A 14,798-nucleotide genomic window follows, 5' to 3' on the forward strand; every position below is an offset into this window, starting at 1 on the left:
CTGCTTTATGGCAGTAAGAAACGGGTTGATATGCACGGCGGCTGGTGTGATGCCTCCGGCGATGTAAGTAAATATTTTTCGCACCTGGCTTATGCCAATTTTGTGTCGCCGCAGCAAATACCGCTGGTTACCTGGTCTATGATTAATACGGCCGAACGTTTGCCTAAGCTAATGGCTGATTTGAAGGTACAGGACTCCATCCGCAGCGAGGCTTTATATGGTGCCGATTATATGATGCGTGCGCTCTCTAAAGAGGGCTATTTCCGGATGATCATTTTCAGCTATTTTAAAAAAGATCCCGATGCCCGCCGGGTAGTGGGCCTGCATGCCAGCAGTGTTACTACCGATGAATATCAATGTGCTTTTCGCGAAGGTGGCGGTATGGCCATTGCCGCACTGGCCCGGGTTGCCCGCTGGGCTAAGCATGGCGACTATACCCAACAACAATACCTTGCTGCTGCCAGGCGGGCCTTTGCCCACCTGCAAAAAAACAACCTGAAGTACGATGATGACGGCAAGGAAAATATTATTGACGACTACTGTGCCCTGATGGCTGCCACTGAGCTATGGATTAGCACTAATGACCTGCAATACAAAACCGAAGCCCGGAAACGTGCCGCCAACCTGCAAAAACGCCTTACACCGGCAGGGTATTTTATTGCAGATGATGGTACCCGACCATACTGGCATGCAGCCGATGCCGGGTTGCCTGTTGTGGCATTATGCCGGTACCTGACTAAAGAAACAGATACTGCTTTGCGGACCAGATCAATCTCGGTGATTAGCAAAGCGCTCGAATACAATTTGCATGTAACTAATGATGTAAGCAATTCTTTTGGTTATGCCAGGCAAACATTCAGGTTTAAAGATAAAATACAGGAAGGCTTTTTTATTCCGCACGAAAACGAGACCGGCTGGTGGTGGCAGGGCGAAAATGCCCGTTTAGGCTCGCTGGCTACTGCCGCCATTGAAGGCGGCAAAGTACTTTACGCAGTAGATCATAACCAGGCTCGTAAAGATTCGCTTGCCGTGTATGCTTCGCAGCAACTGTCGTGGATATTGGGTTGCAACCCTTATGCCATGTGTTTTATGTACCAGTTTGGTAAAAACAATGTGCCTTATATGAGCTCTAACTATGGCCACGGATCACAGCGTGGAGGGATCTCTAACGGCATTACCGGTAAAGAAGGCAGCCCCGACGGCAGCGGTATTGATTTTAAAAAAGAAGACAAAGGCGAAGAGTGGCGCTGGACCGAGCAGTGGCTACCGCACGCTGCCTGGTTTTTGGATGCGGTTACGGCATTGAGTGTGGATAGGTAGATAAATTATTTAACCAGGTTGAATAATAATTGCCTTTTTTTGATTTAAGTAAACAGTTAAACAACCTATTTTAACGTGATTTGTGAAGTTAAAATCATTGCCATGTATACTATTAACACCGCCACCATTAATGATGTAGAAACCATCCGCCAACTGGCAGAGGCAACCTGGTGGCCAACCTATTCGCCTATATTAGAGAAAGAGCAAATTAGATACATGCTGGATCTGCTGTACAGCGCCGAAGAGATTGAAAAGCAAATAACCACCAACGAACAAACTTTTTTATTGCTGAAAGAGGGCGACAGCGCAGTTGCTTTTGCTGCCTATTCGGCCTATAAAGGCGAGCCTGCCGCTTATAAATTGCATAAACTTTATTGCCTGCCACAAACACAGGGCAAAGGCTATGGCCGGATATTGATAGATAATGTAAGCAATATAGCAGCCAATGCAGGCGCTACCAAATTATTGCTCAACGTAAACCGGCATAACAACGCCCTGGCCTTTTACCAAAAAATGGGCTTTGGCATTGCCCGCGAAGAGGACATTGCCATAGGCCCATATTGGATGAATGATTATATTTTGCAGAAACCGCTACCGCTTAGTTAACAGTAAGTGGCGGTATACGTGTTGGCGTATCTGTACCTGCAATAATTGATTGCGAACTTAAAGCGATAGCCCTAATTGTTGATGTAATGTTTTTAACATCCAAGGTGCTCAGTTCGTCTTTAACAGTGTGGTAAAATTTGTCGATATCGATCTGATCTGTCGAAATGGTATGCGCTGGTACGCCTACACGGGCCAGTGAGGCATTGTCGCTTCGGTAAAACAGGTTTTGTTCTGTGTATGGGTCAGGGTAAAATTTAAAGGCGGTACCTTCCAGGTTTTTTTGCAGGATTTTACCAAAATCTGTCCGCTCGTAACCAGTTATGAAAGCGGAGTTTTCTCCAAATTTTGATGCCTTGCCAATCATTTCGATATTAAACATAGCCGAAACCTTTAGCGGATCAACCTGGGTTGCAAAATATTGAGATCCGTACTCGCCAATTTCCTCGGCAGTAAATGCGACGAAAATAATACTACGGGCATTGTTATTTAACTTTTTAAAGTACTTAGCCAGGGTAATTACCGCTGTTGTACCCGATGCATCATCGTCTGCACCATTGGCAATACTATCGCCTTCCATCGGTTTAAGGATGCCCAGGTGATCGTAGTGGCCGCCGAAGATCACATATTCGTCGGGCTTGGTTTTACCCTTTATCATACCGGTGATATTAAACAGCGGTAATTGTTCGCTTTTAATATCAACGTTTACAGTGTAAGTTTTTACATCGGCAAAAGTGCCTAATGCAAATACAATTTGCGGGCCTCCTTCGGCTGGTTTTAAAGAGTTAGTCCCTTTACCAAATGCTCCGCGAATGCGATCAAAAAAGTCCTGGAATTTTGGATCAACCAGTACCAGCGCATTCTTACCGCTTTTTCTGATATTACGAAACTCCGTTTGGAAGTTTTGATCTGCACCAACTTTTATAACTTGTACATTGGCATTATTAGTCCAGCTGAAGCTGCTATTGCTCATCGCTATAACATGATCTGCAGCTACATCTGCTCCGTTAATATTAGCCTGTACTTTTACCGGGATAATGTGGGTCATCTTAAAATTCTGACGGAAATCTGAATTGCCCGGTAATGGCTCTAGTCCGGCTTTTTTATATTCGCTTTCTATAAATTGGGCAGCTTTTTCAATGCCCGGCGTAAAGGTAGCGCGGCCTTGCATATTATCATCGGCCAGGGTGCTGATTACCTTGCGTACATCATCTTCTTTAATCAACTTGTTAACATCCTGGCTATAGCCATAAGCACTGCTCAATATCAGCGCGGTTGCGATAAGGGTTTTCTTCATCATTATTTTACTTTGGTTGATAGCCATGCATTGCGCAAAGCCAATTGCAATTCGTTAGGGGTTTTACCCGCTTTTTCGTAGGTAATTATTTCGTAAGCCGGGTTTTCTTCCAGCGTTATTGTCGTTTTATGCTCGCCGGTACGGTTGCTGTAGATCACCTCAATTTTATCGCCCGGTTTTTTGGCCGCAACAATGGTATTAAAGGCATCGCCGTCTTTAACGGGTTGGCCATCTGCCTGGGTAATGCGGTCGCCTGCATCAAGGCCTGCTTTGTAGGCCGGTGTGCCTTGCAGGGTACTCGATGTAATAATTAAACCGTTGGTACCTGTACTGCGGGCCATACCCTCGCTGCCACGGAAAGAAGGCGCAGCAATGCGGCCTGCCCATGCCTTGCCCGGGTTGGCGCGTTGTAATAGCAGGCCTGCTTTATCAAGCAAAGCGGCGTAATTGTTTTTCTCTAAACCATAAATGTATTTCTTAAAAAAATCGGCCGCAAAGGCTGGGTTCTTAGTGAATTTGGCTAATATATTTTGCAGATCGGGGATGGTGTAAGCCTTTTCTACCTTGCCTTGTGCCAGCCATACCTGGCGCATATAATCATCCAGCGTTAAATTAAACTCGGTGCGCAGGCGCAGGTCGAGTGCTAGCGCTATGGCACCACCATACACATAATAACTATTAAAAATATTGTTTTTGTTAGTAGGGTCAATAGCCACCCCGGCATCGGCATATACAGCATAATTGCTGGCCTGTACTGCCGAAAAATTGGCTGCCCCCGGTGTATTTAATACCGAATTAATTAGCCCGGCTGCACTACCATAAAAATCTTCGTTGGTGTTAAAACCGGCGCGGCTTAATAATAGGTCGCCGTAGTATTGTGTAAAACCTTCGGCAAACCAAAGCTCGTGGCTCATGTTGGCATGCTCAAAGTTAAAGGGCTCCAGTGTTTTGGGGCGAATGCGCTCCACATTCCAACTGTGGAAATACTCGTGAGCAAACGTACCTAACAACCGTTTTTCATTACCGGCAATATGTGCTGCAGGCTGTACAATACAGGTAGAATTCCGGTGCTCCATACCATCGCCCGAGTTGGTTGGGTAAACATCCTGAAGGAAGGTATAGTTGCCAAAATCATAAGTTGGTAATTCGCCAAAAACGGCTTTCTCTTCGAGCACCAAACGTTGTAAACTTTTACCGAAGCCATCAACTACTGCCTGGTCATCGTCTGAATGTGTGGTTAAATGAATAGCTTCTTTTTTGCCATCGGTATTCACCACATCCCAGCTGTATTCTTTATAGTCGGCCAGCTCGGTTGGGCTATCCATTACGTATTGCAGGTCGGTTGCAAAGTAAGTATTGTAGCCTTCTGGCTTTAGTTGTGTGGCTACTTTCCAGCCATGTTTTTCTACATCCGGAAATTGGATACGGATAGGCCTTTTATCCATGCCATAGGCCCACATCAATGTGGCAGGCATGTTAAGGTGGGCGTGGCTTTCGTCTATGCCCACATAGGTACCGTCAACCCAGTTACCAAAAAGGGTATAGGTTATTTTTACGCCGTCGTCATGGCTGGGTATTTCGTAAACATCGCCCTCCACCTGGTTTACCACCAGTTGTTTTTCGTTTTTATCGTAAGCTTTTACGTTATAAACGTTTTTACCGAATTCGTGCGTGGCATACCTGCCCGGCGACGAGCGGCTCATGCGTACGCGTAAAGGCCCGCCGGGTACCTGCGTTAACCGCATACTGACCTCGGCTTCGTGATGCACCGCATTGGGGAATGCGATAGAATAATATACGGGGCTCTCCTGCGCAATGGCAGCAACAGACCACAACCCGAGGGCGCTAACAAGTAATAATTTTTTCATTGGATACCTAACAATAGGTCTCGAATTTAAGATTTAACTGTAATTATTTGTCTGCCGATGGAAGATTGTCAATAATTTGCTGCGTTTGTGCTCTTAATACAGATAAATCATCGTTGATGACCTGCCAAATCAATTTTATAGCAAGCCAAAATATTCATGAACGAGAACATGTCTCATCCCTACTATTTCTGTCCATGCGATATCCGGATAGTCTGATTTAATTTTAGGAGAGATATGATTTGCTGCTTCGCCTATAATTTCTATTTGTTTTATACAGGCATACTGCATCATCGAGTTGAGTAAAAATGCGTCCAGATCGGTATCTGCGCTATAAAATTTAATTTCATCTATAGCTTTAAGAATATGATGTAACCGTTGGCGATCTCCGATCTTATCTTTCATAGATCAGAACCTTATCCTTATCAATAAAGGGCTGTATAAACTCTGAAACAGCATCTGAGGGTATTATGTCTATTTTTTTAAATAGTTTATCCTGCAAGTCCAGGTGCATTTTAGCAAAGCCAAAACCTATATGCTGGCTATAATCCAGATCAACCAAAATATCTATGTCACTTTCGGCTTCTGCTTCATTGCGCGAATAAGAACCAAATAAATAAGCTTTATTAACCGGCTTCCCCGAGAAATAATCACTTATGATCTGAAGTTCATTTGCCGAAAGTTGCATATCCAAATATAATAATATTAATGCTTACTCATAACTATGCCGCTCAATGTCATACGCCGATTGACCGGTGATGATCTTTTTGCGGTGCTCCACGTCATTTTCCAACTGGTAATCATAAACCTCGTCGGTAACGGCCATATCACGGTCTTTATCGCGCTCAGCAAAGTGCATGTTGGCTTCGGCGGTTTTGGCAACTGCCACATCATAAGGGCCTTTGGGCGACATCAGCTTTACAAATACCGGCAAACATTCAAACAAGATAAACAGGTAGCCAATAAAAGATTCGGCCAGGTAAGTATCCAGGTCGCGGGTGCCGTTGGCATTATAGGCCAGTTGCCCCAGGGCCCAGTTACGGTCGGCAAAACCGGCCACATTGGCCAGGCTGTCGAGCTGCTTGTCTGAGAAAAGCCGGGTGCTGTTTAATCCCTCATAATCCTTTCTTTGGCCGAGATAATTGTCCATTTTACCCAAATCGTCAGTTACTGTTTTTAGCCTGGTTTCTTTTTCCTGCAATACGGCCTGCTTTTGCTTGGCGTAAGTACCATAGCCCGATAAGCCGGAGGTTTGATTGGTTTTATCTCCAAAAACTTCCTGGTTTAATTCGAAGCGCGAGTGGTTAATGTCTTTCTCCAGCGAATCCTTTTCCTTTTTCAGGTCGAGGTTGTGGCCAAGTTCCATGGCATACTTTTGTTGATACGTTTTTTGCAGCGTATCTATTTTGCTGTGCTGCCCTTTTAGGTAGGCGGTTTTTAATTTCTGGCGGATCTCTTTATCAAATATCTTCAATTCCAGCGGGCGTGAAATGACCACGCCGATCATAATTGCCAGCAAAATCCGCGGCGAAGCCTGTAGAATCTGGGAGTTGGTACTGCCCTGTTTATTAATGCTGGATACAATGTAGCGGTCCATATTAAAGATGGCGGTGCCCCAGAGCAGGCCGAAAAGAATGGCAAACCCAACAGCAAATGCATTGCCGCTAAAAACAAAATACATGGCATAACCGCCCGAAAGCGACGCAAATAGCGCTGTAAAGAAGATAGTTGCCCCTATACCAACATACTTATTGTGCTCGATAGGGTATTTTTTTAAGGTACCTATATGTGCGCCCGAACAGAACCAAAAGAAGCGGGTGATTTTATTCATTGTAATAATATGTTAAAACACATTTGTTATCTATAAAACGCTCTTACCCCCTGATTGTTACAAACTGCTTACAGCAATAATTAATCCTAAAAAAACATACCTTTGAAATATAATATTTGACCATGAAAGAAATATCAGTTCAGGAACTAAAAGAAATGAAAGATCGCGGTGACGATTTTCAATTAATAGATGTGCGTGAAGACTTTGAATACCAAATGTCTAATCTTGATGGCGAGAACATCCCTTTGGGCGGCATTTTAATTGAAACCAATAAAATAAGTCACGATAAGCCGGTAGTTATTATGTGCCGCAGCGGTAAACGCAGCGCAGTGGCTTTATACCAGTTAGAGCAGCAAGGCTATACTAATTTAGCCAACCTGCAAGGTGGCATACTTGCCTGGCAGCATGATATAGACCCTAATATAACCGTATACTAATATGGGTAAAAAAATGCTTTTAAATACAGTCTATACCGTTGGTATAGTTGTTTGCCTGGCCATACTAATTTGGGGCATACAAAACAAACGCTATGAGTTTGTGATGGCCGCCGCACTGGTGGCTGCTGTATTTGTTGTGCTTAAAATAAAGCTGCTTAAAGAAGTACGCGGCATGATCAACAATAAAAAATAAATTAAATCCTTTAACCCCTAACCCATCATGTTTATTGCCATTGTTGGCCTCATACTGCTTATAGCAGGTTTTGGGGTAAAGCGTTCGCCATCTGATGCCAGCCATTATGGCGGCCTTATTACCAAGGTAGGTATCGCCATTATTGTTTTGGGCGTAGTGCTGTCGTCATTTAAAATTATTGACCCGGGCCGGGTTGGTGTACAAACCTTATTTGGTAAGGTGCAAGACCAGGTGCTGCCGAGCGGGCTGCATGTTATTAATCCGCTGGTTGATGTAACCACGTTTAGCATCCAAACAGAGAACTATACCATGAGCGGCGTAAACAGCGAAGGCCAAAAAGAGGGTGATGATGCCATCAGGGTATTATCGTCTGACGGGTTAGAAGTAACTATCGATCTTTCTGTACTATACAAGGTAGACCCCAATAAGGCGCCGTTTATATACCAAAACATCGGTGCGGATTATGTAGAGAAAATTGTTCGCCCGGTTACCCGTACCGCCATACGCGATAATGCGGTTAATTACCAGGCGGTTGATCTGTATTCGGTAAAACGCCAGGAGTTTCAGGACAGGATTAACCGTACTATTACGGCTAATTTTGCCAAAAATGGGTTGCTGCTGCAGCAGATATTGGTGCGTAACGTCAGCCTGCCGGCATCTGTAAAAGCCAGTATCGAATCAAAGATCAATGCCGAGCAGGAATCACAGAAAATGCAGTTTGTACTGGCCAAAGAGCGCCAGGAGGCAGATCGTAAACGCGTAGAAGCACAAGGTATAGCCGATTATCAGAAGATCCTTTCGACGGGTTTATCTGACAAGCAACTGCAATACGAAAGCATCAAAGCTCAAAAGGAAATTGCATTATCGCCAAATGCCAAAGTTATTATTATGGGCGGCGGGAAAACACCGATTATTTTGAGCGACAAACAGTAGTTTAGAATCGAGATGTAAGAGTCAAGATTTTTGCTTTGATAAGAAAGGCCTTCGGTTGCAACCGAAGGCCTTTCTTATTGGTTATCGCCAAAAAATTCTTTTGAATAAATAACCGTACCGCCGGTAATGTCCAGAAAATTGCTCCCGTTCAGAGAAATAATCAATGCGTTTTGTTCGGCTATTTTGATCGGTAAATTAATATCGTATTTACTGGTAAACTGGTAGCCAAATTTTGGATAGTAATTAGAAATACCCAATACAACGATGTAATTGTATCCCAAGCTTTTTGCTATCCGGTGGCTTTCTAAAACTAACCTGGCACCTAAGCCTTTGTTTTGATATGCGGGCCTTACAGAGAGCGGAGCCAAAGCAAGTGCTTCATAAACTTCTCCTTTATTTTTAATCTCAATTTTAGTTAGCAAAATATGCCCGGCTATTGTTCCCTGCGCATCATGTGCCACTATGGATAGCTGCGGTACAAAGGCCTCAGATTTCCTTAACCTGTCAACCATCTCCTGCTCTTTATGGTTGCTATAGGGCACAGCCTCATAGGTATCTATAATCGCGTTAGCTATTTCAATATAATCCGACGGGCTTTCCTGCCTAAGCTTAATGTCTGTTTCCACTTTGCAATATAGTATAAAGCTTAGTAAGCTTTATCTGTCAACCACGATAATAGTTAGGCATCTATCGGTCCATCTGTATTTGCAATAGATTCATCAATATCATGCGCCGAGGCCGGTTGCACTATTGGCTTAAGCCTGAATACCCAAATGCCCGTAACAATGGTTAAAGGGTAAAGCATTACCCAAATAAAATCGGTGCTATCATACTGGGGTAATGATTTGCCAGCATACGTTACAAAAGGAAGTATGGCTATCAATATCCCGGCACCAGTAATAATAGTTTTTATTAGCCTTGTATTTGATGTTAAGAGGTTGCTTAGCCAGGTGCTTAACCAAAGCAGGAACCAGCAGGGGATGGAGAACAGCCAGCCGCATACCAGCATGTATACAAAATACACAGCTATATCACGTACCGAATTAAATTTGTACGGCACCTGGGTTATTAACTGCACCGCAATTTGTATCAGCGGTGTTAATACAACACTGCTGAGCCAAACCTTTAAAGTATAGTGAAGCACCCGGTATTTCATAGTAGTAGTGTATACTTACTAATATACCCATTTGTTGCAAATTATAGCTGTTACAGTACAGTTTAACCAATCATGGCCTCGCGGGCAAATAGCTTGGAGCTTACAATTTCAATAAATTGTTGGCGCGGTTTATACCCTTCGATTGATCTTAAACCGGCAGCTATGGCGTAGATGATCTCTTTTTCTGATTTAACGGGATAGTGCTTCTTAAAAAGATCTATCAGGTATTCAACCTCATAAATTTCTTCGCAAGATACAAACCCACGGTCTTCCGGTTTCTTCCTGTCATCAACCCATGACCAGTCTTCACTCAAGATTTTTTGTATTGACATGATGATAAAGATTTAGGGAGCGTTAACAAATTAGTATATTAAAGTTAACTACAAATTGAATGAAAAACAACCCGTGAAATCACCTTTTTAATGGTGCTTTACCAGAGTTCTATTAAATAAGGCGTTGCCTCCGGCCCAAGGCTCATATCAGTTGCAAACCCTCGCTCCTGGCTTTTCATTTCTATCTAACGCAAAAAGTTCCATTATCATTAACAAATCGCCCTACAGAACCTGTTTAGGACCCCACATGGTAGGTATACAGCAGAGAAATGGCAGACTTAGCATCCGTCACCCTGAAATAAATTCAGTACGACGGGTTGCCAATTTTCACAATTCCTTAATATTCCAAACCAAATACTATATTTGTCGCATATTCTTAAGGGGTGCCTTGCTTTGGTTACAAACAAACTGCAGATTGTTTACCAAACTGAAAGACAGGCTGAGATCATACCCATGGAGAGAAGTTTTGAGTAATGAGTTTTGAGTTTCGAGTCGGTTTCCGGCTATGAACTATAAAGCATCAACTGTAAACTCCGCTCCTGAACCTGATCCGGATAATGCCGGCGTAGGGATGGTAAAAAGTTAAGTGTACTGCTCGTTGACTCCCTTACGGGCAGATGGTTTAACTCATTGTTATTGACAAATTATTGTGAAAAATTTACTACTGGCTATTACAGCCCTGCTGTTGCCTTTTATGGCATCGGCTCAATTTACGCTATCGGGCACCGTTACCGATAGCCAAACCGGCAGCGCCTTACCCGGCGCTACCGTAAGCATTACTAAAACACAAACTATAATTGCCGATGCTACCGGGCATTATCAATTCAGCAACTTAAAAGCCGGCTATTACAACCTGCGTGTAAGTTTTATTGGTTACGGCACCGTTAACCGCGAGGTTAATCTGGAAGCTAACACCAATACGGATATTGTGCTGACCAGCGGCGCTATTGTTACCGAAGATGTTAACGTAACCTCTACCCGGGCCAGCAGTAAATCGCCAACGGCATTTACCAATTTAAGCCGCAAAGATGTCCAAAAAAATAACCTCGGCCAGGATTTACCCATGTTGCTGGGGCAAACGGTATCGGCAGTAACCACATCAGATGCCGGTGCAGGTATAGGTTATACGGGTATACGTATTCGCGGGTCAGACGGTACACGGATCAACGTTACCGTTAACGGCGTGCCTTTGAACGATTCTGAAAGCCAGGGGAGTTATTTTGTAGATCTTCCCGATTTTGCTTCATCTATCGATAATATCCAGGTGCAGCGCGGCATAGGTACCTCTACCAATGGCGCGGGTGCATTCGGTGCCAGTATTAATATACAAACCACTACCCGCCGCGATTCTGCTTACGTGGAGCTAAACAACTCGGCAGGCTCTTACGGTACGGTGAAAAACACCGTGCAGCTGGGTACCGGCTTGCTTGGCGGGCACTTTAGCTTCGATGGCCGTTTATCGCGTATTAATTCTGATGGGTATATCGACAGGGCATTTTCTAAGCTCAAATCGTACTTTTTAAGCGGTGCTTATTATGGCAAAACCAGCATCATCAGGTTAAATGTATTCTCTGGTCAGGAGCAAACCTACCAGGCCTGGAATGGTGTAAATGCCGATAGCATGGCTGCAGGCAACCGCACTTATAATGAGCTGGGTTACATTAAATCGAGCGGTACTTACTATAAAAATCAGACCGATAACTACACCCAAAATCATTACCAGTTATTGTATGACCAGCAACTGGGCAGTAAGCTATCCTTTAACGGGGCTTTGCACTATACCAAAGGTTATGGTTATTACGAAGAATATAAAAATGCCGATTCGCTTAAAAATTATAATATAGTACCGGTAACCATAGGCGGCACTACGTTTGCCGCTACAGATTTAGTAAGGCGTTTATGGCTTAACAATCAATTTTACGGCCTAACGTATAACTTTAAATACCAGCCGATAAATGCGCTGAATATAATTTTAGGCGGTGCCTATAACCAGTACAAAGGTGCGCACTACAACAACATTGAGTGGACGCAGCAAAGCACAAACATCCCGCCCGATTACGAGTACTCGCGCGACAATGCCAAGAAAAACGACTTTAACACCTTTATGCGTGCCGAATGGCAGGCAGGTAAGTTTCTGTTGTATGGTGATTTGCAATACCGACACATTTACTACTCTTTTCTGGGTTTTGACCGAAATCTGAACAACGTACAGCAGGCCGTTACGCTTAACTTTTTTAACCCCAAAGCAGGCGTTACGTATGAGTTTGACGAGCATAACAACGTATACGCATCCTTTGCCGTGGGTAACCACGAGCCTAACCGCGATGATTATACGAATTCTACGCCCGACAGTCGCCCGAAATCTGAAAACCTGAAAGATTTTGAAGTAGGTTACCGCACCAGCCAGGGTATATTTACCGGCGGCATTAACGGCTTTTACATGCTGTACAAAAACCAGCTGGTGTTAACCGGTTCGCTCAATGATGTGGGCGCGGCTATCCGTACCAACATTAAAGACAGCTACCGCGAAGGCATTGAGCTCGACGGCCGCTTGCGGATTACCAAACAGCTAAGCTGGGCAGCCAATGCCGCCTTTAGCAGTAATAAAGTAAAAAACTTTAAACGCTTTCTGTACAGCTACGATACCGGGGCCTATGTAGAAACTGATTATAAGAAAACGGATATCGCTTTTTCGCCAAGCGTAGTTGCAGGCAGCGAGATCAGTTTCCGCCCGATTAAGAATGGCGAGATTGCTTTGATCAGCAAGTATGTAAGCAGGCAATATCTGGATAATACCTCCAATACCAACGCACCAGGTGTAGTATCGGCAGGTACCAGTTCGTTTGCGCAAAACCGTTATTTGAACTCTTACTTTATAAACAATGTAAGGCTTAACTATAATTTCAGCATAAAATCTGTTAAGAACATTGGGATAACCTTACTGGTTAATAACATATTAAGCAAAAAATACGAGGCTAATGGTGCCACGTACCCGGATATTGAAGGCGGGCAGGTGGTTAACTACAACTACTTTTACCCGCAAGCGCCGCGTAACTTTTTGGCATCGCTTAACTTAAAATTTTAATCAGCCGATACGATGAATCAATGGGTTGAATTATTAGCCGAACAAATGCGGCAAACCACTTTTATAGAGTGGCTTGCCGTTATTTTAGGCGTAACCGAAGTTTTGCTGGCCAGGAAGAACAACATTTTGCTGTATCCGGCAGGTATCGGCAGCTCGGCTATTACTATATTACTATTTTTAAAAGCCGGTTTATTTGCCGATGCCGGGCTGAGCCTTTATTATGTGATATTGAGCATATATGGCTGGATTGTATGGAGCCGACGGAAGAATGAGCCACCTTTGCAGATAGCCTACGCTACCCGGCAGGAATGGATGATGACCTTGCTCATCGCTTTTGGCGGCTGGGCAGTGATCTACTGGATCCTCATCACCTTTACGCCATCCACCGTGCCGGTAATGGACTCTTGGGTATCGGCATCGGCATGGGCAGGCACTTGGCTGCTGGCCCGCCGACGGATAGAGAACTGGGTTATACTTAATGTAAGTAACCTGTTTGCTATCCCCTTATTATTTTATAAACACTTGCCGCTGTTTGCCCTATTAACCCTGTTTTTGTTTGTAATTGCCATTTTCGGCTATTTCGACTGGCAAAAGGTTTACCGTAAACAAAAGCTCCAACCTGTAGTACAATGATCATGACCGATATAGCACACCCGGCAGTTTTATTAAAAGCAGAATGGGTGGATGTAATCCGTAAAGAAGCCATGGCTGCCGAGCAGGAAGGCATGTTACAAGCTGGACAACTGGAACTCATTTATCAGCAGCAGTGGTTTAAACTTTTGGTTCCCAAAGTTTATGGTGGACTGGAGCTAGATCTTCCCGATCTCATCCGCATGGAAGAAGCACTCAGCTGGGCCGATGGCAGCCTAGGCTGGGTGGTTACACTTTGTGCGGGTGCAGGCTGGTTTGGTGGCTTTATTAACCCGGAAATAGCTGAATCGATTTTTGCAGATCCTAAAGTTTGCCTGGCCGGGAGCGGCGCAGCTACGGGCACAGCGACCAAAACTTCAACCGGTAGTTACATGCTTAACGGCAGCTGGAAATATGCCAGCGGTGTAAAGCATGCTACCCAGTTTACCGCTAACTGTGTGATTAAAGAGGGTGAAGAAACCGTGTTAAATGAAGATGGTACACCGCTAATACTCCCCTTTGTAATAGATAGCCACCACGCCACCCTGATACCCGCCTGGAAATATGTGGGCATGATGGGCACAGGCAGCCATGCTTTCGAGATCAATAATTTGGAGGTAGCTGCTAATCGCTGTTTTAAAATTGATGCAGATGCCAAAGCGATTGATTCGCCTTTATATAATTACCCTTTTCGCCAATTGGCAGAGGGTACGCTGGCAGCTAACTTATCGGGCATGGCCCTGCATTTTGTTGATCTGTGCGGGCCGATTTTTGAAGAAAGAGCTAAGCTAGCCAAACTCACAACCGCCAACCGCGTAACCTTAATGTATGCGCTGGAAGAAGTGAAAACTAATCTGCAAAACATTCGCAATGATTTTTACGCAGCATTAGATACTTCATGGCGAAACTTTGCATCGGGTTTCGAATCGCCGGAGGAGTTGCAGGCCGTAAGCCATACCAGCCGCCAGCTGGCTATAGCAGCACGCGAAAGTGTAGATAAAATATTCCCCTATTGCGGTTTGATGGCGGCGTCGCCAGATACAGAGATCAACCAGGTTTGGCGCGATCTGCACACGGCCAGCCAGCATTCCCTGTTAACCTTCCCCGAATAGTTAT

General features: G+C 44.3%; 16 protein-coding genes. 8 read left to right on the forward strand and 8 right to left on the reverse strand.

Features of this window, described 5'->3' with window-relative positions:
* Both RG47T_RS23390 and RG47T_RS23395 read left to right on the forward strand, forming a co-directional pair.
* A partial coding sequence (locus tag RG47T_RS23390; protein WP_216351100.1) for a glycoside hydrolase family 9 protein occupies positions 1–1,320 on the forward strand: 1,320 nt, incomplete at its 5' end.
* Between the two features lie 102 nt (positions 1,321–1,422).
* Complete coding sequence (locus RG47T_RS23395; protein WP_074492302.1) at positions 1,423–1,926, forward strand: GNAT family N-acetyltransferase; 504 nt, start codon at positions 1,423–1,425, stop codon at positions 1,924–1,926.
* Here RG47T_RS23395 and RG47T_RS23400 read toward each other — a convergent pair.
* The 5 genes from RG47T_RS23400 to RG47T_RS23420 all read right to left on the reverse strand — a co-directional run bounded on the left by RG47T_RS23400 (position 1,919) and on the right by RG47T_RS23420 (position 6,916).
* Positions 1,919–3,223: a M28 family metallopeptidase gene (locus tag RG47T_RS23400; protein WP_083627581.1), complete on the reverse strand. Its 1,305-nt coding sequence runs from the start codon at positions 3,221–3,223 to the stop codon at positions 1,919–1,921. The two genes, RG47T_RS23395 and RG47T_RS23400, sit on opposite strands and share 8 nt — an antisense overlap.
* Complete coding sequence (locus tag RG47T_RS23405) at positions 3,223–5,088, reverse strand: M61 family metallopeptidase (protein ID WP_074492305.1); 1,866 nt, start codon at positions 5,086–5,088, stop codon at positions 3,223–3,225. Before RG47T_RS23405 ends, RG47T_RS23400 begins: the two co-directional genes overlap by 1 nt.
* A 135-nt stretch (positions 5,089–5,223) precedes the next feature.
* On the reverse strand, positions 5,224–5,490 hold the full coding sequence (locus RG47T_RS23410; protein WP_083627503.1) for a HepT-like ribonuclease domain-containing protein: 267 nt from the start codon (positions 5,488–5,490) through the stop codon (positions 5,224–5,226).
* Positions 5,480–5,773, reverse strand: a complete 294-nt coding sequence (locus RG47T_RS23415) for a nucleotidyltransferase family protein (RefSeq protein WP_074492307.1) — start codon at positions 5,771–5,773, stop codon at positions 5,480–5,482. Before RG47T_RS23415 ends, RG47T_RS23410 begins: the two co-directional genes overlap by 11 nt.
* Before the next feature lie 24 nt (positions 5,774–5,797).
* Entirely contained in the window at positions 5,798–6,916 is a 1,119-nt protein-coding gene (locus RG47T_RS23420) for a DUF4407 domain-containing protein (protein WP_074492309.1), read from the reverse strand.
* A 122-nt stretch (positions 6,917–7,038) separates the two neighbouring features.
* Between RG47T_RS23420 and RG47T_RS23425 the strand changes: the two genes are divergently transcribed.
* The 3 genes from RG47T_RS23425 to RG47T_RS23435 are packed head-to-tail and all read left to right on the forward strand — an operon-like array spanning position 7,039 to position 8,479.
* The gene (locus RG47T_RS23425) at positions 7,039–7,353 is read left to right on the forward strand and encodes a rhodanese-like domain-containing protein (RefSeq protein WP_074492312.1); all 315 of its coding nucleotides are present in this window, start codon (positions 7,039–7,041) and stop codon (positions 7,351–7,353) included.
* Between the two features lies 1 nt (position 7,354).
* Entirely contained in the window at positions 7,355–7,546 is a 192-nt protein-coding gene (locus RG47T_RS23430; protein WP_074492314.1) for a DUF6358 family protein, read from the forward strand.
* 27 nt (positions 7,547–7,573) lie between these two features.
* Positions 7,574–8,479: a prohibitin family protein gene (locus tag RG47T_RS23435; RefSeq protein ID WP_074492316.1), complete on the forward strand. Its 906-nt coding sequence runs from the start codon at positions 7,574–7,576 to the stop codon at positions 8,477–8,479.
* 74 nt (positions 8,480–8,553) lie between these two features.
* Here the strand turns inward: RG47T_RS23435 and RG47T_RS23440 are convergent, their stop codons facing one another.
* From RG47T_RS23440 to RG47T_RS23450, 3 genes are all read right to left on the reverse strand, one after another.
* Complete coding sequence (locus RG47T_RS23440) at positions 8,554–9,105, reverse strand: GNAT family N-acetyltransferase (RefSeq protein ID WP_074492318.1); 552 nt, start codon at positions 9,103–9,105, stop codon at positions 8,554–8,556.
* A 53-nt stretch (positions 9,106–9,158) separates the two neighbouring features.
* Positions 9,159–9,635, reverse strand: a complete 477-nt coding sequence (locus RG47T_RS23445) for a hypothetical protein (RefSeq protein WP_074492320.1) — start codon at positions 9,633–9,635, stop codon at positions 9,159–9,161.
* Between the two features lie 62 nt (positions 9,636–9,697).
* Positions 9,698–9,967, reverse strand: a complete 270-nt coding sequence (locus RG47T_RS23450; RefSeq protein WP_074492322.1) for a hypothetical protein — start codon at positions 9,965–9,967, stop codon at positions 9,698–9,700.
* Positions 9,968–10,616: 649 nt separating this feature from the next.
* Here RG47T_RS23450 and RG47T_RS23455 point away from each other — a divergent pair.
* The 3 genes from RG47T_RS23455 to RG47T_RS23465 are packed head-to-tail and all read left to right on the forward strand — an operon-like array spanning position 10,617 to position 14,794.
* Complete coding sequence (locus RG47T_RS23455; protein ID WP_317041625.1) at positions 10,617–13,052, forward strand: TonB-dependent receptor; 2,436 nt, start codon at positions 10,617–10,619, stop codon at positions 13,050–13,052.
* Between the two features lie 12 nt (positions 13,053–13,064).
* Positions 13,065–13,685 (forward strand): nicotinamide riboside transporter PnuC, encoded by a 621-nt coding sequence (gene pnuC / locus RG47T_RS23460; RefSeq protein ID WP_074492324.1) that lies wholly within the window; start codon positions 13,065–13,067, stop codon positions 13,683–13,685.
* A gap of 2 nt (positions 13,686–13,687) precedes the next feature.
* Positions 13,688–14,794 (forward strand): acyl-CoA dehydrogenase family protein, encoded by a 1,107-nt coding sequence (locus RG47T_RS23465; protein ID WP_074492325.1) that lies wholly within the window; start codon positions 13,688–13,690, stop codon positions 14,792–14,794.
* Positions 14,795–14,798: the final 4 nt, after the last annotated feature.

It is taken from the genome of Mucilaginibacter polytrichastri, assembly GCF_001911425.1.
GTDB lineage: Bacteria > Bacteroidota > Bacteroidia > Sphingobacteriales > Sphingobacteriaceae > Mucilaginibacter > Mucilaginibacter polytrichastri.

Coding starts and splice junctions, on each gene's coding strand:
- RG47T_RS23395 (WP_074492302.1), top strand. CDS start 1,423: ATGTATACTATTAACACCGCCACCATTAATGATGTAGAAACCATCCGC.
- RG47T_RS23400 (WP_083627581.1), bottom strand. CDS start 3,223: ATGATGAAGAAAACCCTTATCGCAACCGCGCTGATATTGAGCAGTGCT.
- RG47T_RS23405 (WP_074492305.1), bottom strand. CDS start 5,088: ATGAAAAAATTATTACTTGTTAGCGCCCTCGGGTTGTGGTCTGTTGCT.
- RG47T_RS23410 (WP_083627503.1), bottom strand. CDS start 5,490: ATGAAAGATAAGATCGGAGATCGCCAACGGTTACATCATATTCTTAAA.
- RG47T_RS23415 (WP_074492307.1), bottom strand. CDS start 5,773: ATGCAACTTTCGGCAAATGAACTTCAGATCATAAGTGATTATTTCTCG.
- RG47T_RS23420 (WP_074492309.1), bottom strand. CDS start 6,916: ATGAATAAAATCACCCGCTTCTTTTGGTTCTGTTCGGGCGCACATATA.
- RG47T_RS23425 (WP_074492312.1), top strand. CDS start 7,039: ATGAAAGAAATATCAGTTCAGGAACTAAAAGAAATGAAAGATCGCGGT.
- RG47T_RS23430 (WP_074492314.1), top strand. CDS start 7,355: ATGGGTAAAAAAATGCTTTTAAATACAGTCTATACCGTTGGTATAGTT.
- RG47T_RS23435 (WP_074492316.1), top strand. CDS start 7,574: ATGTTTATTGCCATTGTTGGCCTCATACTGCTTATAGCAGGTTTTGGG.
- RG47T_RS23445 (WP_074492320.1), bottom strand. CDS start 9,635: ATGAAATACCGGGTGCTTCACTATACTTTAAAGGTTTGGCTCAGCAGT.
- RG47T_RS23450 (WP_074492322.1), bottom strand. CDS start 9,967: ATGTCAATACAAAAAATCTTGAGTGAAGACTGGTCATGGGTTGATGAC.
- pnuC (WP_074492324.1), top strand. CDS start 13,065: ATGAATCAATGGGTTGAATTATTAGCCGAACAAATGCGGCAAACCACT.
- RG47T_RS23465 (WP_074492325.1), top strand. CDS start 13,688: ATGACCGATATAGCACACCCGGCAGTTTTATTAAAAGCAGAATGGGTG.